At 64.6% G+C, this 25,251-nt stretch carries 25 protein-coding genes; 9 read left to right on the plus strand and 16 right to left on the minus strand.

Going from position 1 to position 25,251, the window contains the following annotated elements; genetic code table 11:
• Positions 1 to 5: 5 nt before the first annotated feature.
• The 7 genes from yidC to AC6RV7_RS15755 all read right to left on the minus strand — a co-directional run bounded on the left by yidC (position 6) and on the right by AC6RV7_RS15755 (position 5,690).
• Positions 6 to 1,811, minus strand: a complete 1,806-nt coding sequence (gene yidC / locus AC6RV7_RS15725; RefSeq protein WP_500094979.1) for a membrane protein insertase YidC — start codon at positions 1,809 to 1,811, stop codon at positions 6 to 8.
• A 17-nt stretch (positions 1,812 to 1,828) separates the two neighbouring features.
• Positions 1,829 to 2,170 carry a membrane protein insertion efficiency factor YidD gene (gene yidD, locus AC6RV7_RS15730; protein ID WP_500094980.1) on the minus strand — a complete coding sequence of 114 codons (342 nt, stop codon included), beginning with the start codon at positions 2,168 to 2,170 and terminating at the stop codon, positions 1,829 to 1,831.
• Complete coding sequence (gene rnpA / locus AC6RV7_RS15735; RefSeq protein ID WP_500094981.1) at positions 2,167 to 2,577, minus strand: ribonuclease P protein component; 411 nt, start codon at positions 2,575 to 2,577, stop codon at positions 2,167 to 2,169. Before rnpA ends, yidD begins: the two co-directional genes overlap by 4 nt.
• A 68-nt stretch (positions 2,578 to 2,645) precedes the next feature.
• Positions 2,646 to 2,783, minus strand: coding sequence for a 50S ribosomal protein L34 (gene rpmH, locus AC6RV7_RS15740; RefSeq protein WP_414663533.1), 138 nt, complete (start codon positions 2,781 to 2,783; stop codon positions 2,646 to 2,648).
• Between the two features lie 122 nt (positions 2,784 to 2,905).
• Entirely contained in the window at positions 2,906 to 3,838 is a 933-nt protein-coding gene (gene prmB, locus AC6RV7_RS15745; protein WP_500094982.1) for a 50S ribosomal protein L3 N(5)-glutamine methyltransferase, read from the minus strand.
• A gap of 40 nt (positions 3,839 to 3,878) precedes the next feature.
• Positions 3,879 to 4,706 carry a hypothetical protein gene (locus tag AC6RV7_RS15750; protein ID WP_500094983.1) on the minus strand — a complete coding sequence of 276 codons (828 nt, stop codon included), beginning with the start codon at positions 4,704 to 4,706 and terminating at the stop codon, positions 3,879 to 3,881.
• Between the two features lie 114 nt (positions 4,707 to 4,820).
• A complete protein-coding gene (locus AC6RV7_RS15755; RefSeq protein ID WP_500094984.1) occupies positions 4,821 to 5,690 on the minus strand; it encodes a hypothetical protein in 870 nt (289 codons plus the stop codon).
• 212 nt (positions 5,691 to 5,902) lie between these two features.
• On the opposite strand from AC6RV7_RS15755, the gene AC6RV7_RS15760 reads away from it, so the two are divergent.
• The 3 genes from AC6RV7_RS15760 to AC6RV7_RS15770 all read left to right on the plus strand — a co-directional run bounded on the left by AC6RV7_RS15760 (position 5,903) and on the right by AC6RV7_RS15770 (position 8,964).
• On the plus strand, positions 5,903 to 6,967 hold the full coding sequence (locus AC6RV7_RS15760) for a PA0069 family radical SAM protein (RefSeq protein ID WP_500094985.1): 1,065 nt from the start codon (positions 5,903 to 5,905) through the stop codon (positions 6,965 to 6,967).
• 76 nt (positions 6,968 to 7,043) lie between these two features.
• Positions 7,044 to 7,748, plus strand: coding sequence for an HAD family hydrolase (locus AC6RV7_RS15765; protein ID WP_500094986.1), 705 nt, complete (start codon positions 7,044 to 7,046; stop codon positions 7,746 to 7,748).
• A 61-nt stretch (positions 7,749 to 7,809) separates the two neighbouring features.
• Entirely contained in the window at positions 7,810 to 8,964 is a 1,155-nt protein-coding gene (locus AC6RV7_RS15770; RefSeq protein ID WP_500094987.1) for an LptF/LptG family permease, read from the plus strand.
• Between the two features lie 959 nt (positions 8,965 to 9,923).
• On the opposite strand, the gene AC6RV7_RS15775 is transcribed toward AC6RV7_RS15770, so the two are convergent.
• The 4 genes from AC6RV7_RS15775 to AC6RV7_RS15790 all read right to left on the minus strand — a co-directional run bounded on the left by AC6RV7_RS15775 (position 9,924) and on the right by AC6RV7_RS15790 (position 16,001).
• Positions 9,924 to 10,601, minus strand: a complete 678-nt coding sequence (locus AC6RV7_RS15775) for an HAD family acid phosphatase (protein ID WP_500094988.1) — start codon at positions 10,599 to 10,601, stop codon at positions 9,924 to 9,926.
• 14 nt (positions 10,602 to 10,615) lie between these two features.
• Positions 10,616 to 12,766: a DNA gyrase/topoisomerase IV subunit A gene (locus AC6RV7_RS15780; protein ID WP_500094989.1), complete on the minus strand. Its 2,151-nt coding sequence runs from the start codon at positions 12,764 to 12,766 to the stop codon at positions 10,616 to 10,618.
• Between the two features lie 44 nt (positions 12,767 to 12,810).
• Positions 12,811 to 14,064 (minus strand): S41 family peptidase, encoded by a 1,254-nt coding sequence (locus AC6RV7_RS15785; RefSeq protein ID WP_500094990.1) that lies wholly within the window; start codon positions 14,062 to 14,064, stop codon positions 12,811 to 12,813.
• A gap of 95 nt (positions 14,065 to 14,159) precedes the next feature.
• Entirely contained in the window at positions 14,160 to 16,001 is a 1,842-nt protein-coding gene (locus AC6RV7_RS15790; RefSeq protein ID WP_500094991.1) for a DNA topoisomerase IV subunit B, read from the minus strand.
• Between the two features lie 168 nt (positions 16,002 to 16,169).
• On the opposite strand from AC6RV7_RS15790, the gene AC6RV7_RS15795 reads away from it, so the two are divergent.
• The 4 genes from AC6RV7_RS15795 (at position 16,170) to AC6RV7_RS15810 (ending at position 19,586) form a co-directional block, all read left to right on the plus strand.
• Positions 16,170 to 16,916, plus strand: coding sequence for a DUF748 domain-containing protein (locus AC6RV7_RS15795; RefSeq protein ID WP_500094992.1), 747 nt, complete (start codon positions 16,170 to 16,172; stop codon positions 16,914 to 16,916).
• A 100-nt stretch (positions 16,917 to 17,016) separates the two neighbouring features.
• Entirely contained in the window at positions 17,017 to 17,673 is a 657-nt protein-coding gene (locus tag AC6RV7_RS15800) for a DsbA family oxidoreductase (RefSeq protein WP_500094993.1), read from the plus strand.
• A 97-nt stretch (positions 17,674 to 17,770) separates the two neighbouring features.
• Positions 17,771 to 18,874 (plus strand): alpha/beta hydrolase-fold protein, encoded by a 1,104-nt coding sequence (locus AC6RV7_RS15805; protein ID WP_500094994.1) that lies wholly within the window; start codon positions 17,771 to 17,773, stop codon positions 18,872 to 18,874.
• Positions 18,875 to 18,929: 55 nt separating this feature from the next.
• A complete protein-coding gene (locus tag AC6RV7_RS15810; RefSeq protein WP_500094995.1) occupies positions 18,930 to 19,586 on the plus strand; it encodes a hypothetical protein in 657 nt (218 codons plus the stop codon).
• A 37-nt stretch (positions 19,587 to 19,623) separates the two neighbouring features.
• Here the strand turns inward: AC6RV7_RS15810 and AC6RV7_RS15815 are convergent, their stop codons facing one another.
• The 4 genes from AC6RV7_RS15815 to AC6RV7_RS15830 all read right to left on the minus strand — a co-directional run bounded on the left by AC6RV7_RS15815 (position 19,624) and on the right by AC6RV7_RS15830 (position 23,045).
• The gene (locus AC6RV7_RS15815; protein ID WP_500094996.1) at positions 19,624 to 20,541 is read right to left on the minus strand and encodes a DUF1684 domain-containing protein; all 918 of its coding nucleotides are present in this window, start codon (positions 20,539 to 20,541) and stop codon (positions 19,624 to 19,626) included.
• 96 nt (positions 20,542 to 20,637) lie between these two features.
• Positions 20,638 to 20,811 carry a DUF1328 domain-containing protein gene (locus AC6RV7_RS15820; RefSeq protein WP_500094997.1) on the minus strand — a complete coding sequence of 58 codons (174 nt, stop codon included), beginning with the start codon at positions 20,809 to 20,811 and terminating at the stop codon, positions 20,638 to 20,640.
• 52 nt (positions 20,812 to 20,863) lie between these two features.
• The gene (locus tag AC6RV7_RS15825) at positions 20,864 to 21,130 is read right to left on the minus strand and encodes a glutaredoxin family protein (RefSeq protein WP_500094998.1); all 267 of its coding nucleotides are present in this window, start codon (positions 21,128 to 21,130) and stop codon (positions 20,864 to 20,866) included.
• Between the two features lie 25 nt (positions 21,131 to 21,155).
• Positions 21,156 to 23,045, minus strand: coding sequence for a DUF2264 domain-containing protein (locus tag AC6RV7_RS15830; protein WP_500094999.1), 1,890 nt, complete (start codon positions 23,043 to 23,045; stop codon positions 21,156 to 21,158).
• A gap of 162 nt (positions 23,046 to 23,207) precedes the next feature.
• On the opposite strand from AC6RV7_RS15830, the gene AC6RV7_RS15835 reads away from it, so the two are divergent.
• A complete protein-coding gene (locus AC6RV7_RS15835) occupies positions 23,208 to 23,525 on the plus strand; it encodes a VOC family protein (protein WP_500095000.1) in 318 nt (105 codons plus the stop codon).
• A gap of 22 nt (positions 23,526 to 23,547) precedes the next feature.
• Here AC6RV7_RS15835 and AC6RV7_RS15840 read toward each other — a convergent pair whose 3' ends face one another.
• Entirely contained in the window at positions 23,548 to 24,654 is a 1,107-nt protein-coding gene (locus AC6RV7_RS15840; protein WP_500095001.1) for a glycoside hydrolase family 5 protein, read from the minus strand.
• 226 nt (positions 24,655 to 24,880) lie between these two features.
• Here AC6RV7_RS15840 and AC6RV7_RS15845 point away from each other — a divergent pair, with 226 nt between their 5' ends.
• A complete protein-coding gene (locus AC6RV7_RS15845) occupies positions 24,881 to 25,207 on the plus strand; it encodes a DUF2934 domain-containing protein (protein ID WP_500095002.1) in 327 nt (108 codons plus the stop codon).
• The last annotated feature ends 44 nt before the right edge of the window (positions 25,208 to 25,251 follow it).

The raw sequence follows: 25,251 nt of genomic DNA on the forward strand, positions 1-25,251 counted from the left end.
CTGACTTACTTCTTTTTCTTCGGGGTGACGTTCTTGGTCGGGCGCTGAAACGCGGCCGCAGTCGTGACGGCCGCGCTGCCGGGCGACGCCGGCGGGAGATCGTCCTTCATGCGGTTGATGACGAGCTGCTGACCGATAGTGAAGATGCCGTTCACAGTCGAGTAGAGCGCCAGGGCGCAGGAAAAATTATAGCAGAACAGCGTGAAGATATACGGCATGAACTTCATCATCTTCGCCTGCGCGTTGTCCACCGTGGGCGAAGGCGTGAGCCGCATCTGGATCACCATCGTCGCGCCCATCAGCAGCGGCAAAATATTGATCGGCAGACCGACCACATGCGCCACCGTGTCCGGCGACGAAAGGTCCGTGGCCCAGAGGAACGGCTGGAAACGCAGTTCCGCCGTGCTCTGCAGCATCTGGAAGAAGCCGAAGAAAAACGGCATCGTGAGAAGAATCGGCAGGCAGCCGCCGAGCGGGTTGACCTTGTGCTTCTTGAACAGCTCCATCGTCGCCGCCTGGAGCTTCTGCGGGTTGTCTTTGAACTTCTCGCGGATCGCCTGCATCTCCGGCTGAAGCTTCGCCATTCGCTTCGCGGATTTCGACGCCGCCAGCGTGAACGGCACGAAGATGGTCTTCAGCGCCAGCGTCGTGAGCACGATCGCCCAACCCCACGCCCAAGTCGCGCCCGGGAAGAAACCGTGAATCCAGGTCATGAGCGTGAGCAGGATCTGGCTGAAGAACTTGAACATGCCGAACTGCATCACCTTGTCCTGATCGGCCTTGAACACGTCGCCATTGGCGAGCCGGCGATATTCCTTCGGGCCGACATAAAAATCGGCGCCGATCTTCGCCTCGCCGCTCCCGGCGAGCGCGGGCACGTCGAACTGCGTGGCGCTCGTCAGGCCATAGGCGTTGTGGCTCTCGTCGGGCAGCGCGGGGAGCAACTTCACGCGCCGCGTCAGCATGCCGGCGGCGGGCTGATCGGGTGTGAGGATCGCCGCGAAAAACTGATTGCTGACCGAGGTCCAGGTCAGCGGTCCGCCGGTCGCCACGAACGGCACCGCCGCATGGCCGCCGATCCCGAGGATGCCGTTGCTCGGCTCAAGCTTCGAACGCGCGAAAAACTCCTGATCCTTGCCGGTCGAGTAACCCGCCGTGAGGCGCAGGCCGACGTCCGCCGCATTCGTCGGCGCCGCCGTGCCGAGGCTCAGCGCGACGCGCGGCACCGGCACCGCCTGATCCGTCAGGTTGCGGAAAGTCGTCTCGTGGCGGATGACATACGGGTCGTGCTGCTTGTCGGGATTCGCGACGATCTCATAGCGACGCGTGACCTCGATGCGACCGTCATAGACGGCGCGATAGACAATCGACGTCGCCGTCGAGGACACCACCTGGAACGGCGTGGCGCGGTCGAGACCGGGAAAATCGACGAACGCCAGCATCGGGTCGGCGTGGAGCTCGTTGAACACGAAGGGCGCGGGGCTGTCCTGCTCGGCCGGATACTTTTTCAGAGCGACATTGCGGATCGCGCCGCCGAAATTCGTGAACTCCACCGCGACGAACGCGTTCTCCAGCGTGTGCACCTGCGCCTCGGCGACGTCGTGATTCACCGCGGCAAAGGCCGTGCCCGGCGTCATCGTCGACGGCGCGGCCGGCGCGGTCTCGCCCGCAACCTTCTCCGCGACGCCGGGTTGGTTGACGGTGGGTGTGGGTGCCGGCGTGTGCGGAGGAGAAAATCGTTGGCCGAGGTAAAGGCTGGCGAACGCTGTCAGCAGCAGCAGCACGCCAATCGTGGTGTTCTTTTTATCCATGGAAAAGAAAGGGGAAGTCAGCGCGCCTTGCCGGACGCAAGCAGCGACGGAGCCGTATCCGTCGATTCGCGACGGCAGGTCGGACGCCGGCGCAGCGTCGCCGGCACCGGATCGAATCCGCCCGGGTGCAGAGGCGTGCATTTCAGAAGCCGGACAATCGACAGTCCGGCGCCCGCGAGCGCGCCATGCCGCCGGATCGCCTCCGCGGCGTAGTGGGAGCAGGACGGGTAAAACCGGCAGCCGCAGTTCGGACCGAGCACCACCGGCAGCACCGGCGAGAGCGTGCGCTGATAGACCCAGACGAGCGCCAGGAGGGCGCGCGCCGGAATCTGCAGCAAAACCGAAAACAGGCGCTTCATGACGCTGCCGATCCCGAGGCCTCTCCGCGACGCTCGCCGCCCGGAGCGGACGGCAGGCGAATGCGCCGGCAGGCGTCGACGAATTTCTGCTCCAGCTCCGGCAGCGGCGCATCCACCGCCGCCGCGCGGGCGGTCAGGAGCACATCGCAGCCGGCCGGCACGCATTCCTGGTGCCGGCGAAAAACCTCGCGCAGACGACGTTTCGCACGATTGCGCCGAACGGCGTGGCCGACGGCCGCCGTGGAAGCGACGACCCCGAGCCGGCGAAGTTCGCCCGGCACCGCGCCCGCCGCTGCCCGCGGCCAATACGAAAACGTAAACGCGCCGCAGTGCACGCGGCGTCCCTGTTCACGAATCGCGCGAAACTCGCTCTGGCGGCGGACGTGCTGCTCAGGGCGAAAACGCATGGTTGCGAAAGTGAAGGCGAGAGTGAGAGCGACAGCGCCCTTTCACGGTCACCCGCACTTCACGTTACTCAGACGACGGTGAGCCGCTTGCGGCCCTTCAAACGACGAGCCTTGATGACTTTGCGGCCGCCTTTGGTGGCCATGCGCGCGCGATAACCAATCTTGCGGGCGCGCTTTTTGCGATGCGGGCGGAATGTGGGTTTCATGATCTTCTAGAGAAAAAGAGGGTCAGAGGTGCCCGACGCTTTTGGGAGTGTCAAGGGCAGGGTTTCACCCTTCGGCGTGCATTTTTCGCGCCTTCCGGCTCAATCTGACCGTGCCGACGTGCCTAGCGTTTCGATTTCGGACCGGCGCGCAGCTTTTCCGCCCGGAAAACACAGACGCAATCCGAGCCGTCCTCCGTGGTTAACCAGCTCGGCTCCATCGCGCCGAACTCGCGTTCGATCGCCTTCTGCAAACCACCTACTTCAATCAACACGACCCCGTCCGGCGCCAGCCGCTCCCGCGCCTGCGCGAGCAGTTTGCGAATCACGACCAGCCCATCCCCGCCGCCGTCGTGCGCCATCCGGGGCTCGGCCGCGAACTCCGGCGCCTGCGCATCGACGTGCGCACTCGGCTCGTAAGGCGGGTTGCTCAGAATCACGTCGTAGGTCGCCGGCGGAACCGCGTCGAACACGTCGCTCGCGAACAATCGCACGCGTTTCCCGAGCCCGTGTTCGCGGACGTTGATTTCCGCCACGGCGAGCGCGTCCGCCGAGAGATCGATCGCGTCGACCTGCGCCTGCGGAAAATGATGCGCGAGCAGGATCGCGAGGCAGCCGGAGCCCGTGCAGACGTCCACCACGCGCTTCACCCGCGCGCCCCGCTCCGGCAGCAGCGCCTTCAGCTGCTCCGGGATGATCTCGAGGAAGTAGCTGCGCGGAATGATCACGCGTTCGTCGACGTAAAACCGATGCTCGCCGAGCCACGCTTCGTGCGTGAGATACGCCGCCGGCACGCGTTCGAGCACACGCCGGCGAAAGGTCTCCGTCAACCGGCTCCGCTCCGCCGCCCGCAACGGCCGCGTCAGCACCCGCGCATCGCTGTCGAGCGGCAGCTCGAGCGTGCGCAGAATCAGATAAAGCGCCTCGTCATGCGCGTCGGTCGCGACCTGCCCGAGCGCCACGCCTTCGCGCGCATAGAGCCCCTCGGCAAATGCCAGCCACTCGCCGGGCGTCGCGAGCGTACCGGCGGACGCGAATGGATCGGAGCGCTTATTCACCGTTACGTTCGAGCGGAACTCCGAACCGCGCGCACCGACGTCATCGTTTACCCTCCTCGGCCGGTTCGACGACGTGCTGGTGATTGAAAATATGCTCGGGGCAGTAGCACTGGTCGCCCGCACATTTCGAGCAGTAGCGGAAATCCATTTCCGGGTTCGTCAGGTCGGTCTTGCCGCAGACGTGGCAACGGTGACGCGGTTCGGGGCCCTTGCGCTCCTCGGCCGCGCGTTTCGCCTGCAGCGACATCGAGCGGCGGCGGTAGCGCATCGTATTCACGATATCGCTACCGAAGAAGATCAGGAAGTTCGCGACCGACGCGAGCACCTGCCAGCGCGTGGACCACGTGCCCGTCGCGAGCTGGTAGCCGTACCAAATCCACGTGAGCAGCGCGAGCCACTTGATCTTCACCGGCAGGATAAAGAACAGCGCGAGTTCGAAATCCGGATTCAGCCACGCAAACGCGAGAAACACCGACCCGGCGATGAACGCATTCGTCACGGGCGACATCGGCGCGAGAAACGCCGCCCCGATCGTCAGGACCACGCCGAGCAGGAGAAACACGTTGTAGCGAAACGCGCCCCAGTAGTTTTCCAGCGCCGTGCCCATCAGGTAAAAGATCCACCAAGCGAACGGCAGGAAAACCAGACTCATCATCGAGTTGAAATTCACCGGCGGCGGAAAGAACAGGAACGTGATCAGCCGCCACGGTTCGCCGTTCACCACCAGCGCCGGCACGAGCACGAACTGCCGCAGATCGAGCAGCCCCAGCAGCGCCGAAAGGCACACGAACACCTGCCCGATGATCAGATAAAGCGTGGCGTGCGTGATCGCGAAGCGGCCGAGCCGGCGTTCAAGGAAATCGAGCATGGTGAAACAAACAGTGGATGAGCGAAAAGGAGGGACGGCGAACGCGAACGTCGCCGCTCACCGGTGGCACCGAGGCCCGAAACCGCAAGCCGCTCCGCAACCGCGAGGCACCCGCTACTTCTTCGCCGTTTCCTCGAGCTGCGCAACCAGCTTTTCCTTCGGCTTCTGCAGCGCCTCGTCCGTCACGGTGGCGAGGATCTCCTTCGCTTCCGCCGCGCGACCTTGTTTCAACAACACATTGGCCTGATGCAGCCGCATCGTTTCGCGTTCGACCTCGGTCTGCGCTTTCGCCTCGAGGTCGCGCCACGCCGTCATGGCGGCATCCCAGTCCGGCGGATCGAGGTCGTAGAGCGATTCGGCGTAACGATAGGTGAACTCGATCCGGTCCGGCGCGAGCTCGGCCGCGCGCTTGAAGGCCTGATGAATCGCGCGGTCGATCGCATCCTGTTTCCACTCGCCGGATTTCAGGAAATCGTCGCGCGCCTCATAGAGCAGCGTGCCGAGCTGGTAGTGATACAGCGGCTCGTCCGGCGCGAGTTTGATCGCGGCGGTGAAATACGACACAGCATCGAGCGGCCGGCCTTCTTCCGCGAGATAGTTGCCGATCTGATTTTTCACCAGCGGCTGATCGGGGTTCAGCTCGTTCGCTTTCAGCAGCATCGCGATCGACTGCTTCCGTTGCCCGACCTTGCCCAACAAATAACCATACGCCGCATAGCCGGCCGCGAGCTTCGGATTCGAGCGCAAAAGTTCCTCGTATCCGCGGCACACCTGCTCGATCTGCAGGCGAAAATTCTCCTGGTCGAAATTCGGATTCTCCTTCGTCGCCTCCGCCAGCAACTCCTGCTGCCGATCCACGAGCTGCCGCAGGCTCCGATCGGCGAGGGTCTCCGACGCACCTTCCTGCGCCGGGGCCCACGAAACCAAAACAGCCAGGCAGGCCAGGGAAACCAGAGCGGCGCGGCGGAACGAAAGAAGTGACATCGGCGGGAGTGCGACACGCTCGCCCGCTCCGGGTGCCGCCGCAATCGCCAACTCTGCGCCTCTGGTTTCGCCGCCTTCACGCCCCGGGCGCGTGCCCGTCGGCGAACTTTTTCCATGTTCGAATCGCTGCCGCGCAGCCGTTTGCCGAAAGCGCGCGTGTGTCCGACCGCTTCGCGCTGGCGCCGCCCCGAAAATCGCCCACCTGTGTTCACGTGAACACATCGCCGCCTTCCCCTGCCCTTCACGGTCGCGGCGCCGGGATCAATCCGCCGAACCGTTTCGATCAACTGCACGTCGAACCCGATCCTGACGCGCCCGAGGAGGAGCGTCCGCATCCGCGCACGCAATTTTTCTACGACACCACCGAATCGCTCCTCGCGAAAAACGACAGCCCCGACGTGGGCTTCAGTTACGGGCTCAACTCCTACCGCGGCTGCGAACACGGCTGCGCCTACTGCTTCGCCCGCCCGTATCACGAATACCTCGGCTGGAGCAGCGGGCTCGATTTCGAGAGCCGCATCCTCGTGAAACTGCGCGCGCCCGAATTGCTGCGACGCGAGCTCGGCGCCAAACGCTGGCAACCGCAGCCGATCGCGATGAGCGGCGCCACCGATTGCTACCAACCCGCGGAGCGCCAGTTTCGCCTCACCCGCGGCTGTCTCGAGGTCTGCGCCGAGCTGCGCCACCCGATTTTCATCATCACGAAAAACGCCCTCGTCACCCGCGATCTCGATCTCCTGCGCGAGCTCGCGCGTTTCAACGCGATCGCGGTGCATGTGTCAGTGACCACGCTCGACGCCGATCTCGCCGGCAAACTCGAACCGCGCGCGTCGCGTCCCGCCGCCCGTCTGCGCGCGATCGAGGAGCTCAGCCGCGCGGGCATTCCGGTCGGCGTGATGGTCGCGCCGATTATTCCCGGGCTCACCGACACCGAGATGCCCGCCATTCTCGCCGCCGCCGCGGCCGCCGGCGCCCGGCGCGCCGGCCACGTTTTGCTCCGGCTGCCCTTCGCCGTGAAGGATGTTTTTCTGCACTGGCTCGACACCCACGCGCCGACGAAAAAAGCCCGCGTCATCGATCGGCTGAAGACGCTTCACGGCGGCAAACTCTACGACAGCGACTGGGGCCGTCGCATGCGCGGCGAGGGCATTTTCGCGCAACAAACGTCCGAACTCTTCCACGTCGCCGCCCGCCGCGCCGGTTTGAACCAGACGGAGTTTTCGCTTTCGACCGAACACTTCCGCCGACCCGGCGGCACGCAGCTGGAAATGTTCTGACGCACGAACGCGCGCGCGGCGCCTCGCTCGCGTCGCTGCTTGCTTGCCGCGGGCGGCGCGCGTTTCGTTTCGCGCCATGCAGCACATCCGCGTCATCGGCCTCGATGCCGACGACACCCTTTGGCACAACGAGACGATTTTCGAACGCGTGCACGAGCGCTACCGCGCGCTGCTCTCGCACTACCATGACGCCGCCACCGTCGACCGCACGCTGCTCGCCACCGAAGCGCGCAACCTCGAGCTCTACGGCTACGGCATCAAGGGCTTCATGCTCTCGTCGATCGAGACCGCGATCGAGCTCACGGACGGTCGCAGCCGCGCCGAGGAGATTCGCACGCTGCTCGCGCTCGGTCGCGACATGCTCGCGCATCCGGTCGAACTGCTCGACGGCGTGCGCGACACCGTCGCGACGCTCGCCACTTCGCATCGTCTGCTGTTGATCACGAAAGGTGACCTGCGCGACCAGGAACGGAAACTCGCGAAGTCCGGCCTCGCCCCGCACTTCAGCGCGGTCGAGATCGTTTCCGAAAAGAACGTCGCCACCTACGAAAAAATCCTGCGGCGGCAGGGCGTCGCCGCGCACGAGTTTCTCATGGTGGGCAACTCGCTCAAATCCGACATCCTGCCCGTCCTCACGCTCGGCGGATCCGCGGCGCACATTCCGTATCATCTGCTCTGGCAACTGGAGAAGGCCGACACGCTCCCGGACGCGCCCGGTCGCTTCTTCGAGTTGAAACAGTTCCGCGAATTGTCCGGGCTGCTGTCGCCTGCGTCGCGTTGAAAACCGTGCAAAGCGTCTTGGCATGCTCCGGCCTGCCTGAGAGTAATCGCGGCCGCTCACGTTGAACCTCCTCGATCGCTACATTTTCAAAAGCGTTTTCTTCACCTGCCTCGCGGCGGTGGGGATGTTCGCGTTCATCGTCGTCGTGCCGAACATCGCGCGCGATCTCGTGGCGCACGCGCTCGCCGGCCAGCTGCCGCCGTTGACGCTGCTGAAACTGATTTCGCTGCTCGTGCCGGTGGCGATCGTTTACGCGCTGCCGATGGGCATGCTCACCGGCGTGCTGCTCACGCTCGGGCGCCTCTCCGCCGACAGCGAGATCACGGCGATGCGCGCCGCGGGCGTAAGCGTGCCGCGGGCGACGCGGCCCGTCGTGCTGCTCGGCGTGCTCGGCGCGGCGGTCGGATTGTATTTCAACTTCGATTCGATGCCGCGCGCGCGCGTGGCCTACGAAAGCACGCTCGCTGCGGCGATCCGCTCGAATCCGCTCAGCATTATCGTCCCGAAAACCTTCATCCGCGATTTTCCGGGCTATGTCGTTTACGTGAACGACAAGGAAGGCGGACTCCTGCACGACTTCTGGCTCTGGGAGCTCGACAAAGACCGCCGCGTCGTGCGCGTCGTGCGCGCCGAATCCGGTCGCGTCGATTACGACGATACGAACAACGAGTTCATTCTCACGCTCACGCACGCGCAGGTCGAATCGCGCCGCGAGAAAGCGCCGGAGAACTTCACCGATGCGCAGCTCGTCGGCGCCTTCGGTCAGTGGGGGCCGATTCACCTTTCGCTCGAGCGCTTCTTCGGCCGCGGCAGCAGTATCCGGGTCAAACGCGAGTGGCTCACCTACGACCAACTCGAGGCGGAGCGCCAGCGCCTCGCGCAGGTCGCGACGCCTGCCGCGCCGGAGGAAGCCGAGCGGCTCGCGCAGGACCGGATCAAGGCGGACATGGTTTACCACGACAAATTCAACACCGCGCTCGCCGTGCTGTCGTTCGCGATGATCGGCATTCCGCTCGGGATCAAAGTCTCGCGCCGCGAGACGTCCGCGAACTTCGGAGTCGCGGTCGGTCTCACGCTGGTTTATTACCTCATGACGGTCGTGATCAAGGTCCTCGACCGGCATCCGGAAGTCCGGCCCGACCTGCTGCTGTGGCTGCCCAACGCGATCTATCTCGGCGCCGCGATCTGGTTGATGCGCCGCGTGGAGCGGCGCTGACCCGTATCCACGATTCGAATTCGCCGCATCGCCAGGGCGGATCAAGAAAAGGGCCGTTTCAGGAATCGCGGGGATGCTGCCGCTCTGAATCTGAGGCGTTCGCAGAAGGCCCGGCGTTTCCGGTCCTTTACCACAGAATGCACGGAATGCTCACTTCCACCTCCGGTCACGGGCCATCTCCCAGCCTTATTCGGTGCATTCTGTGCATTCCGTGGTCCAAAATCCGATACATGGGTAGCGGCGATCGTCCCGATCGCCATCATCTCACGTTGCCGCGAATGCCGAGCCGGAACTTTTAACCACAGAATGCACGGAGTGCACGGAATGCTCACTTCCACCTCCGGTCACTGGCTATCTCCCACCCTTATTCGGTGCATTCTGTGCATTCCGTGGTTCAAAATCCGATACATGGGTAGCGGCGATCGTCCCGATCGCCATCACCTCACGTTGCCGCGAGGCGCCCGAGCCGGAACTTTGAACCAAAGAATGCACGGAGGGCACGGAATGCTCACTTCCACCTCCGGTCACTGGCCATCTCCCAGCCTTATTCCGTGCCTTCTGTGCATTCCGTGGTTCCAAAATCCGATACATGGGTAGCGGCGATTGTCCCGATCGCCATGATCTCGTATTACGGCGAGTGCCGGAGCCGGATTTTTTAACCACAGAATGCACGGAGGGCACGGAATGCTCACTTCCACCCCCGGTCACTGGCCATCTCCCAGCCTTATTCCGTGCCTTCTGTGCATTCCGTGGTTCCAAAATCCGATACATGGGTAGCGGCGATCGTCCCGATCGCCATGACCTCACGTTGCCGCGAGGCGCCCGAGCCGGAACTTTGAACCACAGAATGCACGGAGTGCACGGAATGCTCACTTCCGGCCTTCGGTTCACCGACATCTTGCACCGCTATTCCGCTCATTCTGTGGTTCCAAAATCCGAGGCAGGGTAGCGCAGCCGCGTCACTCCGTGCGGTAGAACGGGTTCGGCAGCTTGAAGCTTCGCTCGGCGCCTCCGCCGGCAAGATCGCTGTCCTGATCGCCGACGTTCGCGATGAGGGTGAAGCCGTCCGCCGCGAGCCGCGTCCGCTCCCGCTGTTTGAACTCCGCATTGCTCGCGCGGTCGTCGTCCGCCTGCAGGATTAAGGACTCATAATCGCCGCACTCGATCGCGCGGAGATTTCTCTCCGTGGCGGCGCGCTGCCGTTCGGGTCGCGACGACAGGAAGATCACCGCGATCTTCAGCCGCCGCGCCGTCCAGTAAAGGTCGCGCACCGGTTCGAGCGGTGGCGCGGCCGCCGACTCCACCCATTTCTCCCAGACGTCCGGCACATACCCGAGGTCCTGCGCCGCCATTTGCGGCCAGTTGAAAAACAGCGTCTCGTCGAGATCCAGCACGATCGCGAGCCGCGCGGCCGGTTTCCCGCCGGTCCGCGGTTCCAGTCGCACCCGCTGCTCGAGCCACGTGCGCGCCTGGCCGGCGACTGCGGCGACCTCGCGCAGGTAATCACCGGATTCCACGTAAGCGCGAATTTCCGCCTTGTGCGGGCCGAGATTCGCCGGCTCCGCCGCGAGCGGCAGCGTCGCGAGGATACAGAGCGCCGCGCCCGCCGCGAGGAGGCGCCGGAGCGGTCGTTGCATTGCTTCGCGCGGCGTCACCGCAGCGCGAGATCCGCGCGCTTCACATCTTTCACCGGCCATTTCGAAACCGTCAGGCCTTTCGCGGTGCGCGTGCTCACGGGCACGCTGGCGAGATCGAACTCGAACTCGCGCACGCGCGCACCGCTGCGGCCGTCGATGAAAATGGTGAGCTTCTTCGGCATCTCCTTCTCGGTCTTGCTGACTTCGAGATACACGATCTTCGAACCTTCGGACTTCACCAGCGGGTAGAGCTTGTCGCGCGAGAGGCCGCCGATCTGGAAGCGTTTCACAAAGGCCTTTCCGCTCTCCTTGTCCTGATAGACCATCGTGTAGAAGTTCGGGTCGCCGTCTTTCGGGAAGATCCCGAGATGGATGATGTCGCGGCCCATGAAAACCTTGTCTGCCACCTTCGCGACTTTGAGCGAGCCGTCGCGCATGATGCAGAGCACGCTGTCGAGAATCGTGCACTCCTGCACGAACTCGTGCTGACGCCAGTTGAGGCCAATGAAGCCGTCCTCCCGATTCACATACAAACGCTGGTTCGCCGAAACGACCTCGGCGGCGTTGATCTGCTCGATCTCGTCGTAACTCGTGCGACGCTTGAGGCCCTTGCCGTATTTCTGCTGGAGCATCTCGAACCACTCCACCGCGTAGCCCGTGAGGTTCTTGAGATTCGCCTTCGTCTCCTTGATGCCTTCCTCGATCTTCTTGATCGCCTCGTCGGCCTGGAAGCGGTTGTAGGCGGAGATGCGCTTGATGCGGATTTCCGTCAGGCGCGTGATATCGTCGTCGGTGACCTCGCGGCGGAGGTTTTTCACGAAGGGTTTCAAACCCTCGCGGATCTCCTCGAGCACGCTTTCCCACGTCTTGGATTTTTCGATACGGCGGTAGATCCGCTCCTCGATGAAGATCCGCTCCAGCGAATCCCAGTGCCACTGCTGCTCGAGCTCGCCGAGCCGGATCTCCAGCTCGCGCTTGAGGAGTTCCCTGGTCTTGTCGACGGAGCGCTTCAGGATCTCGCGCACGCCGAGAAACTCCGGCTTGTCCTGGCGGCTCTGTTCGTCGGTCACGATCACGCACGCCGCCGGCGAGATGTTGGCCTGGCAGCCAGTGAACACGTAGAGCTGCTGGATCACCTTCTCCGGATCGCTGCCCTGCGGCAGGTGCACGAGGATCTCGACGGAGTCCGCGGTGTTGTCGTCGACGTGGCGGACCTTGATCTTGCCCTTCGCGTTGGCGGCGAGGATCGACTCGATGAGCGATTCCGTCGTCGCGCCATACGGCAGCTCGGTGATCGCGAGCAGGTATTTGCTGCGCACCTCGATCTTGGCGCGGACCTTCACCTTGCCGCCGCGCTCGCCGTCGTTGTATTCCGTGAAATCCGCGACGCCGCCGGTCGGGAAGTCCGGGTAGATCCGGAACGTTTTCCCCTGGAGGTGATTGATCGCCGCGCGGCAGATGTCGTTGAAATTGTGCGGCAGGATTTTTGTCGCGAGGCCGACCGCGATGCCTTCCGCGCCCTCGAGCAGCACGATCGGGAATTTCGCGGGCAACGTCACCGGCTCCTTCGCGCGGCCGTCGTAGCTCAGCTGCCAAGTCGTGGTCTTCGGATTGAAGAGCACGTCCTTCGCGAAATTCGTCAGGCGCGCTTCGATATAACGCGGCGCCGCCGCATCGTCGCCCGTCAGCAGATTGCCGAAATTGCCCTGCGGCTCGACGAGGAACCCCCGCTGACCGATCGCGACGAGCGCGGCGCCGATCGACGCATCGCCGTGCGGGTGGAGCGACATCGTGCGACCGACGACGTTGGCAACCTTGTGGAAACGGCCGTCGTCCATGTCCCACAACGTGTGCAGAATCCGGCGCTGCACCGGTTTCAGGCCATCGTCGAGGTGCGGCACCGCGCGATCGAGGATCACGTAGCTCGCGTAATCGAGGAACCAGTTGCGATAGCTCGACGCCAGCGGCGAATCCTCGTCCTGCACCTTCTCGCCTCCGCGCCGCGGCGGCTTCACGGCCGCGGCATCGGCGACCGTCGCGTCCTCCGCCACCGGCTCCAGCGGAACGGCGGGAGCGGTTTTTTCCGACTTCGCTTCCGGTGCCGGCGCTCCGTCGAGCGGGAGTTCAGGTTGGTCGTTGTTCTTGGCGGGTTTTTTCTTGGCCATCGCGGGCGATTGGTCGGCGGTTGTGAAACGCGATCCGGTCAGCGTCAAGCGGCGTTGTCCAACGCTTTCCGGTCGCCACGTTGCAGCACTTCGAGCGCGCGCTCGAGTTCCACGTCGCGGACAGAGCGCCGATCTTCGAGCGTGGGTTTCGGCAGCTCGATATCGGGTTTCACGCCGCGGCCTTCCAGTCGCTCGCCATCGAGCCCGACGTAATCGGTCACCGGAATCTGCAACTCGCCGCCGCCGGGCAATCGATACGAACGCGAGTAGATCACCGCGCCCGCGGTCTTGCGCCCGATCACGATCGCGCGGCCATGATGCTGCAACACGTGCGAGAAAATCTCCGCCGCGCTGCCCGTCGCCGGTCCGACGAGCAGGACGACGTCGCCGGAATAACGAGCGGAAAACCACGAAAGGCTGTGCGACTGTTTCGTGCGGCCGCTGCGATGCACCATCTCGCCTTCCGCCACCCGCCCGGGGAAAAATTCCGCGAGCGCCACGGTGAGCGCGAGCGCCGAGCCGCCGTGATTGTTGCGTAGATCGATCACGACGCCCGGCGCGTCGCGGTGCGCTTTCAGCTGCCGGCTGAGCCAGCTCAGCGTTTCGCGCGCGAAACGATCAAAGCGCAGATAAACGAAATCTCCCGCGAGCGGCCGAACCTCGAGCCGCTCGAAATTCAACAATTCCGGTCGCAGCGTGAACGTCCGCTCCACGTCGTGCTCGTCCAGAAAGCCATATGTCACCGGCTGGCCCAGATGCGTGACGAACGGCACCTCGTCGCGAATCGGTGCGCCGTTGCGCGTGACGACGAGCCAGCCGCGCCGGATGCCCGCGCGATCCGCCGGGCCGCCGGGCACGACGTCGGTGACGACGCGTTTTCCGTCCAACATTTCCCAGCGCACGCCAATCGCAGCCCGATGCTCCGTCGCGATCTCGTGCGCGCGGCGCGGCGTGAGCGCGACCAGATGCGATTCCTTCAACTCGGCGCACATGCGGTTCAGCACCGCGTAAAGCGCGTCGTCATTATTCGCCGCGATCGCCTCCGGACGATACCGCTCGCGCATCGCCTTCCAGTCGACGCCGCGAAAACTCGCGTCGAAATACTTCCGATCCACGAGCGACCACGCGCGATCGAACACCTTTTCATTGAGCTTCGTGCGTTCGACCTGCGACAGCGCCGGCGGCTCGCGATACTCGGTCGGCAGCGTCGCGCAACCGCCGGCCAGCAACGCGAGCAGCAGCACGCCGAGGACGACTGAAATCCGAAACGAACGAAGTGGACGATCGAGCGCGGACACGGGAGTTGGCAGGTGGACCTTGGTTCAGCGGTGACGTCGCGCCCGAGGAGAAACGAGATCGTCCGCCACGAACGATCCCACCGGTGCGAGTGGCGTCAGACTTCGATCAGATCTTTCTCCACGCGGAGATTGCCGATGATGAAGTCCTGCCGCTCGGGCGTGTTCTTGCCCATGAAGAAGGTCAGCAGATCGCCGCTGTCGTGCAGGTGCGCGAGCGTCACCGGTTCGAGGCGGATGTTCTCGCCGATGAAATCCTTGAACTCGCCCGCGGAGATTTCGCCGAGGCCTTTGAAACGCGTGATCTCGTGACTCGCGCCGAGCTTCGCGATCGCGGCTTGTTTTTCCTCCTCGGAGTAGCAGTAGATCGTCTCCTTCTTGTTGCGCACGCGGAAGAGCGGCGTCTCGAGGATGTAGAGGTGACCGTTGCGAATCAGGTCGGGGAAGAACTGCAGGAAAAACGAAATCAGCAGCAGCCGGATGTGCATGCCGTCGACGTCGGCGTCGGTCGCGATGACGATCTTGTTGTAGCGGAGACCGTCCATGCCGTCCTCGACGTTCAGCGCCGATTGCAGGAGGTGAAACTCCTCGTTCTCGTAGATGACTTTCTTCGAGAGGCCGAAGGTGTTCAGCGGTTTGCCCTTCAACGCGAACACCGCCTGCGTCTGCACGTCGCGCGTCGCGGTCAATGAGCCCGCGGCCGAATCGCCCTCGACGATGAAGAGCGTGCTTTCCTCGGCGCGCTCGTTGCGGTCGCCGAGATGGAGGCGGCAGTCGCGGAGCTTGCGGTTGTGCAGCGATGCTTTCTTCGCGCGTTCACGGGCGAGATTGCGGATGCCGGCGAGCTCCTTCCGCTCGCGCTCGCTCTCCTCGATCTTCGACTTCAACGCTTCCGCCGTATCGCGGTTCTTGTGCAGATAGACGTCGAGCGTCTGCTGCATGAACTTGCCGACGAATTCCTTGATCGACGGACCGCCTGGCGCCATGTCGGTCGAACCGAGCTTCGTCTTCGTCTGCGATTCGAACACCGGCTCCATCACGCGCACGACGATCGCGGCGTCGATCGACTGGCGGACGTCCGCGGCGTCGTAATCGCGTTTGAAGAAATTGCGCACGGTCTCGACCAGCGCTTCGCGAAACGCCGACAGGTGCGTGCCGCCCATCGTCGTGTGCTGGCCGTTGACGAAGGTGTAATATTCCTCGCCGTAGTGCGCGCCGTGGGTGAACGCCACCTCGATGTCGTCGCCTTCGAGATGGATGACCGGATACAGCGGCTCGCCGCTGAGATTTTTCTGCAGCAGGTCCTTCAGGCCGTTCTCGGATTTGAAGACCTTGCCGTTGAACGTGAGCGCGAGGCCGCGATTCAGAAACGCGTAGTTCCACAGCATGTCTTCGATGAACTCGGTGCGGAACTTGAAATCTTTGCCGAACAGCGCCTCGTCGGGCGTGAACTCGATCAGCGTGCCGTTGCGCTCGTCGGTCTTCGCGACCTTCGCGTCCTTCTTCAACTTGCCCTGCGCGAATTCGACGACCTTGGTCTGCCCGTCGCGAAACGCCTGCGCGCGATATTCGAACGAAAGGGCGTTGACGGCTTTCTGGCCGACGCCGTTGAGGCCGACGGCTTTCTTGAAGGTTTCGCTGTCGTATTTCGCGCCGGTGTTGATCACCGACACGCACTCGAGGAGTTTGCCGAGCGGAATACCGCGGCCGTAGTCGCGCACGCGCACGGTGCGGTCGACGAGCTCGACTTCGATCTTCCGGCCGTGGCCCATCGTGAATTCGTCGATCGAGTTGTCGATCGACTCCTTCAGCAGCACGTAGATGCCGTCCTCCGCGTGGCTGCCGTTGCCCAGCCGCCCGATATACATGCCGGGACGCAGACGGATGTGTTCGGTCGAGGACAGGGTCTTGATGCTCGCTTCGGTGTAAGCTTGGGCCATGGATTTTTTGCGGGAAACAGAGGGCCGCGCCGCCGCGCCTGACAAGCGCAATTGCGGCGGCGAACCGCGCGGCGAAATCCTCGGGCCGGCGCACGTCGCGGACGGGGTTGCGGTTCCAGGATTGTGCCGCGCCGCGAGTTGCGCATACTGGCGTCAGCACTCACCGCCATGAAAAAAGCCCTCCTCTACCTCCTCTTCGGCCTGCTCGCGCTCGTGTTGATCGCCTACGTCGCGGGTTATTTCTTTCTCGGTTCGATCGTGAAGGCCGGCGTCAACAACGTCGGCCCGAAGGTCACGCAAACGAAAGTGGAGCTCGGCGGCGCCACGATTTCGCCGGTCACCGGCAGCGGCACGCTCAGCAATCTCGCCGTCGGCAATCCCGCCGGTTGGAGCGACGCCAATGCGTTTTATCTCGGTCGCGTGCACGTCGAGGTCGCCCCGGCTTCGCTCCTCAGCGACACCATCGTGATCGACGATCTGGTGATCGAGAATCCCGAGCTGACCTACGAGACACGCGTCGTCGCCAGCAACATCGGCGACCTGCTGAAGAACATCGAGGCGTCCGTCGGCGGGAAGGATCAGCCCGAGGACAAGAACGCCAAACCGCGCAAATTCATCGTGAAACATTTCAAGCTCGCCGACGGCAAGGTCACGCTCGGCGTCGGTCCCGCCGCGCTGCCGCTCCCGCTCCCCGGCCTCGAGCTCAACGACCTCGGCGTGAAGGAAGGCGGCCTCACCGCCGGCCAGCTTTCCGTCGCCGTCGTGCGGCAGGTGCTGACCAATGTCGTCGCTGCCACGACGCGCGCCGGCGGCAAGATCGGCGGCACGATGGGCGCCGCTGCCGGCGACGCCGCGAAAAAAGCCGGCGAGGGCCTCAAGAAGCTCTTCGGCGGCGACAAGACCGAAAAGAAATAACGCGCGTCGGCGTTTTGTGCCCCCGGTCGCTCGGCGCCGCTGTATCGGCGCTGACACCCCCGCCGGTTGACGCGCCGGGCCGACCGATTTCGCTGAGTCCGTGAAAATTACCTACTTCATCGAAATCCTGTCGTCGTGGTGTTACTGGGCGGAGCCGGCGTGGGCCGAGCTGAAACAGCGCTACGCCGGCCGCGTGGAGTTTCAGTGGAAGGTCGCGCTGATGCGGCCCGAGGATTTTCCCGCGTCGCGCGCGCAGTGCGATTGGTTTTACCAGCGTAGCGGCACGATCGCGCGCTCGCCGTTCATGTTGAACAGCGGCTGGTTCGAACTCGAGCGCCACGGCCACTACGAAGCGCCGAACTTCGTCACCGAGGCCGCGCGCGATTTCGGTTTCAACGGCGACGAGATCCGGCTCGCACTCAACACCGCCGCGATGCGCGACGGCCGCCGCGTGGGCGACATGGCTGAGGCCGTGGCGATCGCCGCGCAGGCCGGCCGGCTCGATCCCGCGAAACTTCGCGCCCGCGCCGAATCCGCCGAGGTCCGCGCGCGCGTCGACGCCTCGACCAAGGAGTTTTTCGCGCACCAGATCAACCAGCGGCCGGCCTTTCTCCTCGAAGACGCGATCGGCGACAAAGCCGTCGTCTCCGGCCTCTGGCGGATCGAGCCGCTCGCCGCGACGATCGACGCGATGCTGGCCGACTCGGCCGCTTACGCCGCACACGCCGCGCATTTCGGCCCGCCGCCGGCCCGCTGAGTGCTGCGCCCGGCGGCGCAATCGCGCATTCGTTGGCGACAAACTCGCCGGATCGTGCAACCTCGGGGAAGCCCAGGCGACAACCTGGGTTGTATCTATGAAAGCGCTACCCCGTCTCCTCGCGTTCTTCCTTTGCACCGCTCTCACGATGATCGCCGCCGATCCCATCGTCTCGCCCGAGGTCCATTCTGACCGGACGGTCACCTTCCGCTTCCTCGCGCCCAAGGCCGAGGTCGTCGCGCTCCAGGGCGTGACATTCAAGGAACCCCAGCCGATGCAGAAAAACGACGATGGCGTCTGGAGCCTCACGATCGGTCCGCTCGAACCGGAGTTCTATTACTACACGTTTTCGATCGACGGAGCCGCCGTCACGGATCCGTTGAACCGCAACATCAAGAAATGGATCCGCAGCGAGAGCGTGTTCGAAATCTCCGGCTCGCCGCCCATTCTCGCCGCCTCGCAGCTCGTGCCGCACGGCGTCGTCCACCGCCACGTCTTCGACTCGAAAACCCGGCACCGCGACAACGCGATCCTCGTTTACACCCCGCCTGGTTTCGATCCGCGTGCCAAGACCACCTATCCGGTCGTGTATTTGTTACATGGATTCGGCGACGACGAGACCGCGTGGCATGAAACCGGACGCGCCAACTTCATCGCCGACAACCTGATCGCCGAAAAACGCGCCGTGCCGGCGATCATCGTGATGACCAACGGCCATCCCGTGCCGATCCCGCCCGGCGCGAGTTTCAACGATTACGCTCCGGCCAATCTCGCCGCGATGCAGCAGGAGCTGCTCACCGAAGTCATCCCGCTCGTCGAACGCAGCTATCCGGTGCGCCGCGACGCCGCGAATCGCGCGATCGTCGGGCTCTCGATGGGCGGCGGCCACTCGCTCAACATCGGCCTCACGCATCTCGAAAAGTTTGGCTGGATCGGCGGTTTCAGTTCCGCGGCGCCCGCGGGAAATCTGGACGCCAAATTCGCCGGCCTCGCCACCGCCGCGCAGAAAAAATCCGGTCTACCGCAACTGTTGTGGATCGGCATCGGCCGCGACGATTTTCTCCTGGAGCAAAACAAGGCCTTCGTCGCCTGGCTCGACCAGCATCAGATTCCGCACGAGTGGCAGGTGACCGACGGCGGTCACGAATGGCCGGTCTGGCGCCGCTTCCTGGGCGAATTCCTGCCGCTGCTGTTCAAGTGAACGAAATTCGCGGAACCGCGCGCAAACCGCCGACGTCTTCAAGGTCTATTCGACGATGAAATCACGCTTCCGCTTCTCCCTTCTCGTCTGCGCCGTCGCCACCTTGATTGTCGGGCCGGCGCTCGCCGCGCCGGACGCGGGCATGCGTTTCTCGCAGAGCCTGCCGGCCGAGGAGTTCGCCTCGTCCGGGCTCGCGCGGTTGTCGTCGGATCAGATCGCCGTGCTCGATGCGCTCGTGCGCCGCGATATTGCCCAATCGCGTCTTCCCGCCAGGCAAACCGGGACCCGCCGCTTCTCCGAGCGCCTGAGCGCCGATGAGCGGCGAAACGCCGGCTTCGACCTCCTCACCGAGGTCGAAGTCGGTCAGCTTGACGGCGCCGTCGAGCGCCTCATCGCCCCGCCGCCCGCCGCGTCGGGCGCGCTCGCCACCAGCGGTTCGTCCTCGGCGGCGGTCACGAGCTGGAAACTGCGCCGCGACCCGCAAATCCACGGCTCCATGACCCTCGTCGTCGGCGTGGGGAGTCACGGCTACAGCGAATATGGCGGTGGCGTTGTGCTCACCTACGACGATCCGGAAAACCGTTATGCGATTTCGGTCGGCTACGCCGAAATGCACACCAAGGGCGGCTATCCGTATCGTGGCTATCGCGATCGTTTTTACGGGCGGCCACTGTCCGCCTTCGACCTGGTCGACGGTTCGCCGCTCCGTTGACGCCGGGCCGCCATAGCGCGCCGTCGCGGTCGGGGGCTCACTCGTGCTCCCCGCGATATTTCTTTTCGCCCGCGCGCACCGCGATCGGGAGCTGATTTTCCTTCGGTGGTAGCGGACACGTGGCGAAGGGAGTGAACGCGCACGGCGGGTTGAGCGCCTCGTTGAAATCGAGCACGATCTTCCCGCGTCGCGGCGGATCCGCGTAAACGAAACGCGCCGCCTCGTAGGTTTCGTCGCCACTCGTCAGATCGGAAATCACGAACATCAGCGGCTCGTTCACCGCTTCAACCAGCGGCAACAATTCGAAGGTGCGCCCGTCCTTCTCGAACACGGCCTTGCCCGGAACGAGCGCGGTCGACTCCTGCCCCAGGAGGTTGCGAAACGTCACCTCTTTCGCCCGCGGAAAATCCTCCCAGCGCGCCTCGATCCGCCACGCCGGATCGATCGGGAAATAGTCGATCCCGGCGAAGTTCATCCGCCGCTCCGATTCGGAATCTCTGACGCGCAGCGCGAGCCGGCCGCCGCGCTCGATCGCGTAAAGCGTCAACGTGCCCGCGGTCACCAGCGTCGGCGGTTCGCGTCCTTCCACGACCAACGGCGCGCCCAACATTTCGCGTCCATCGACTTTCACATCAGCCGCGGGATTCGTCGTGATGGAAACACGGCCGGCCGGACTGAGGATGACCGTGCCGAGATGCGCCGGGCCCTTCGGCAGCACGATCCGGTTGTCCGGCGCCGAACCGATCGAATTCGAGCCGGGCTCCAGAAAATAAAGGCCGATCAACGTCAGCCAGCCGTCCGCGCGCGTCAGGTTTTCACGGCGCTCGGCCCGCGCTTGTTCGATCTCGCGAACATACGCCGATGCTTCGATCCCCGCCGACACGGCGGTCGTCAGCAGCAGCGACATCAGCGCGGCCAGGCGCCAGTCCACTCCGAACCGTTTGCGTGCATTCACCGCCCGCAGCGTGCCGCGCCCGCCGTTGTCCGCAAGCGCGCCGCTTTCAACCCCAACGCCGCGTGCTGCCGTGCGCGCGCCAGGACCACGCGACCATCAGATCGGCGGTTTCCCGCGGAAGGCCCCGACGAGGGCGGAGATCACGAGGAGCACGAGGAAAACAAAGAAGAGCGTCCTCGCGATTTCCGACGACGCGCCCGCGATTCCCGTGAAGCCAAACAGCCCCGCGATCACGGCGATGATAAGAAAAACCAAAGCCCACTTCAGCATGGCGAGAATTGGAAGCGGCGATCGCGATTCGTCCCGGCAACGCGGCGCGGCGTCAGCTGTCCTCGAGTTTCACGTTTTGGGTGCGAAGAAACGGCACGAGTTCATCGACGCCGAAATCCGCCAGGATCTTGCCGTGCCAGTCGAGCGTCGGCGCCTTGGTCTGCCCTGATTTCTGCTCCATCTCACGCATCGCCTCGCGATCGGCGACGACGTCGCGCTCGCGGTAGCTGATACCGTGCTCGCTGAGGAATTCGACCGCCTCGTGACACCACGGACAGCCGGGCTTCACATAAAGGATGGGGAGATTGTCGGCGGGCATGCCGCGATGGTCCGGCCTCCGGGCGTCAGGTTCCTCCGCTGGAGCCCGGACGCCGGCGTTTCGGGGACTTTCCCGATGCCGGCCGGTCGAGCCGCCACAGGACGTTCGCGCCTCGCCAGAGGGCGATGGATTCGCCGATTTCGAAACGCAATTCGTCGCGCCACGCCTCGGCCGCAGCCTGTTGTCCGACTCCCGGCAGCCCCGCGACTGCGGTGGCAAGCCAGGTTTCGCCCGGTTCCGCGTCACCGCTCAACCCCGGCACCGCCGTCAGCGAATGCAGCAGATTCGTGTTGGGCTCCGGCACGGCGATCTCCGCCGTCCGCGTGCCGGCGAGATCCCAGATCCCGGAAAACATCGCGCCGTTGTCGAGCAGGGTCCGCGCGTCGCGCGCAAGCACGAGTGCCGGCTGCGCCGTGCGCTCGAGCGGAAACCCGCCCTCGAACGATCGCAGCGTCACTGAACTTTGGATACGATGCAGCCGCACGTGTCCCGGCAGCGCCGGCACGAGCCACGTGTCGATCTCCACTCCAGGCCAGGGCTGCCAGCGCGAATGGAGCGCCGGGGCGTCGGGAGTATTGTCCGTTTCGAACTGCTCGCGTCCGCGCCAGTCGCGTCCGTCCCGGCTCACGAGCAGCATGCTGTCCGCCGCCCCGTGTTGCGGGCCGTTTCCGCCCACCGGCACGCTGAAGGCAAACGCCGTCGAGTAGACGAACTTCCCATACTTTTGCGCCGCGTGGCGAAGGTGCGCGGTCTCGAGAGGATTGTCCGCGAGGGCAAAAACGTGTCCGCGCGAGTCATCGCGGCAGATCCGCAGCCCGGCGCAGCCTGATGCGACGCTCACCGCCGGCACCTCGGGCGGACGTTCCTCCGCGGTCCAGAACGGATGCGATTCCGGCAACGCGAGCGGCAGAAACGCCTTCGCCGCCCAATACGGCGAGCCGGGAGCGTTGTAGGCTTCGGCCATGATCTGGTTTGGATACGCGTAGCCGATCGTGAGAAATCCCCGTCCGTCGAAGATCGGCTGGCGCGCCCACCACCGGAGATGCTGCAGATGGAGGTGTTTTATCGTTCCCCAAGGCAGCGCCTCGAGATCGGCAAACGCCAGTGCGCCCCAGAACGCCCCTTGCGCGAAGCGATACGTCAGACTGCGGCCCATCGGCAATGCGCTGCCGTCGGGTGCGAACCAGGCGACGAAATCCGGCGCAAAGCGGCGCGCCCGTTCCAGATAATCGCTCGTCCGCGTGGCGCCCGGCCCGCTGAGCTTCGCCCAGACCAAGCCATAGAGGTGCAGCGCCGTCGGCACGTAGTAGTCGACGTGCCGGGTGGCTCCGTCGCGATACCAACCGTCGCCGTGATAAAACGCGTCCAGTCGCTGCAGGTCCGCCTCCAACCGGACGTCGTCGACCGGCGCGCCCACCGACGCGAGCGCGCCATTCACCAAAACGCGGAAAAAGTGCCAGTTGTTGTCCCGGACTTCGCGGCGATTGATTTGTCCGAGCCACGCGACGAGGCGCTGCTGCGTCTCGCGGCCGAGCGGACGCCACATCAGTTCCGGTGCCAGCCACAACGCCACCGCGAGCGAACTCATCTCGACCGCCCGCTGATCGCGATCGACGAGTGCTCCCCAGTAATGCGGATGCGCAGGATCGACTCCCTGCGCCAGCACCTCCGCGATCAGGTCCGCATCCCGGAACCCGCCGCCGCCGGCGACGAGCGACGCCACCGCCCACAACGGCCGGACGAAGGTCTCCAGCCGGTCCGCCGGCGCGCCATAGCTGGCGGTCACCGCGTCGAGCGAAATCGCGGCACCTTCCTTCGCGAGAAGAGGCACGAAAGGCTTCCACAACTGCTCGGCCAAGGCCTGGAGATCCGCACGCGTCCGCAGCGGGTTTTCAAGCGCGGCGGACAGATGCATGAGTATAGCACAAAGAGGTCACGTGGGGCATTCCGGAGGGAAACCTACGTCCGTTCGGGAACCAATCAATTCCGGGGGCGACTGTGCGTGCAGGCGCCAGTCCGTGGCCCCGGGACGGTGGCGCTCACGGCAAAGCTCCGGTGGATCACGATCTTTCCAGCCATGAAGTTCCGCTCCAACCACAGTCTGTCCCTGCAGCTCCCCGATCTGAAGAAAGCCGAAGCGTTTTATTCCGGAGTGCTCGGATTCCGGCTCCTCGCCAAGACGCCCTCGCGTCTCGAATACGACAGCGGCCGGCTGCTGCTTTACATCGAAAAGGGCGCGCGTCCGCAACCGCCGGCACCGTCGTTCACCGTCATCGATGCGCGGGCCGCCCGGACACTTCTCGAAGAAAACGGCTGCGAGGTGCTGGAGGATCGGGGAACGTCGGTGAACTTCCGCGACCCGTTCGGCGTCCACTTCGAGGTGGTCGAAGACTGACCCCCGCCGCGCCCGCGCCGGTTCAATTCGCCCGCAATAGCTCGAGCATGCGGCGGTCGAGCTGGTGGCCGCGAAAATCTTCGTAAGCCACGTCCGGCCGGCGACTGTCCACGATCCCGAAAGCGCCCCGCAGATTCCACATCGCCCAGCCCCAACCCGCTTCCTTCCACAAGGCGAGCAGGTCGCTCATCCATGCCAGCGCGACGTCGTGCGGGGTCGCCGTGAAACAGCCCCACTCGCCGACGTGCACCGGCACACCGCGACGCACGAGCGGCTGCCAGCGTTCGATCAGCTCCACACGTAGCTTCTCGCGATCCCAGCGCACGCCGTGCGCATCGACCATCGGCCACGTCGGCTGCTCGTGCGATTCGAACTCGTTCTCGGGCACCCACGTCGCCGTGTAATGGCTGACCATTTTCGGCAGGTAGCCGCGGGTGCTTTGCACCAGCCCGAGATCCGCCAGCCCCAGGACCGGCGTCTGACCGATATCGGCGCCATCGACAAAGATCAGCCGGTCCGGACTTACCTCGCGAATCGCGCCAACCAGCGTCCGCGCAATCTCCTCGTAGCGAGCGTGATCTTTCATGAACGGCGGTTCGTTGAACAGATCGAAACTCAGCCGCTCGCTCGGAATCGAGCGGTAGCGCTCCGCAAAAAACCGCCAGTGATACGTCGCCGCCTCGAGCGCGCGTTCCATCGACTCGCGCGGACTGTCGAACAGCAGATACGGCTCCAACTCCCGGCGATTCACGCAGTAGCCGGGAATGCGATGGAAGTTCAGGTTGACGTGAATGCCGTGCGCGCGGCCCCACTCGATCGCCTCGTCGACCGGCGCCAGCGCCGCTTCGTCGATGTTCATCCAGTCGTTCGCCTCCGACCATGCCCAATACGACATCGGCAGCCGGGCAAAATCGAAACCCCACTCCTGCATCCACGCGAAGTCGCTTTCGACGAAGCGCTGCCCGCGCCGGCCGCCGGCCAGCTCGGTCAGATTGAAACCGCGCCAGCGCGGAATCTTTGGCTGTCGCCACGGTCCCGGCTCAGGTTGCGCTGCGCCGCGGCTCGTCCACCAAGCTCCGGCCGTCGCTACGGCCGCGGTCACAAGGAAATCGCGTCGGGTCAGGTGCATGCTGCTTCGGGGCTAGGCAGGGGTTGGGGATTCGCCGAGCTTAACGAAAGTCGCGGCGCGCAACATCCGTTTTTCACCTTCGAGATTTGAGATTTCTTGTCGCGCCAACATGGGGCGTCGCACCGAGGACGCGCGTCCCAACTTCTCCCAGCAACCCGCCGCGCCCGCGCCGGTCGCGAAGACACGCCCGGCGGTCAGCCGGCACGTGCATCCAATTCCATTGCTTATGAAAACTCATCCCTCCTCTCCTTTCCTCAGTCACGAAGCGATCGCCCAGCGCGCGCGTCGCATCTGGGAAAATCGCGGCCGGCCCTCTGGCGACGATGTCGAGATCTGGCTCGAAGCGGAAAACCAGCTCGCCGCCGAGGCCGCCTCCGCCCGCACCACGTCCGCCGCCCACCAACCCGCGCCGGCCGACGTGCAACCCGCTCGCGGCACCCGACGCGCCCCGTCCGCGGTCCGCGACGACATCGATCCAGAGGCGGTGCAGGAACGGCTCGACGATTTCGGCGCGCCGCCGCGGCGCAGCGCGACTTCGGCCGAGGTGACGTAAGGCGCGGGACTTGCGTAGTGCCAAACTGGAGACGTCGCGGCGCT

This window comes from Opitutus sp. sgz309028 (genome assembly GCF_059821195.1).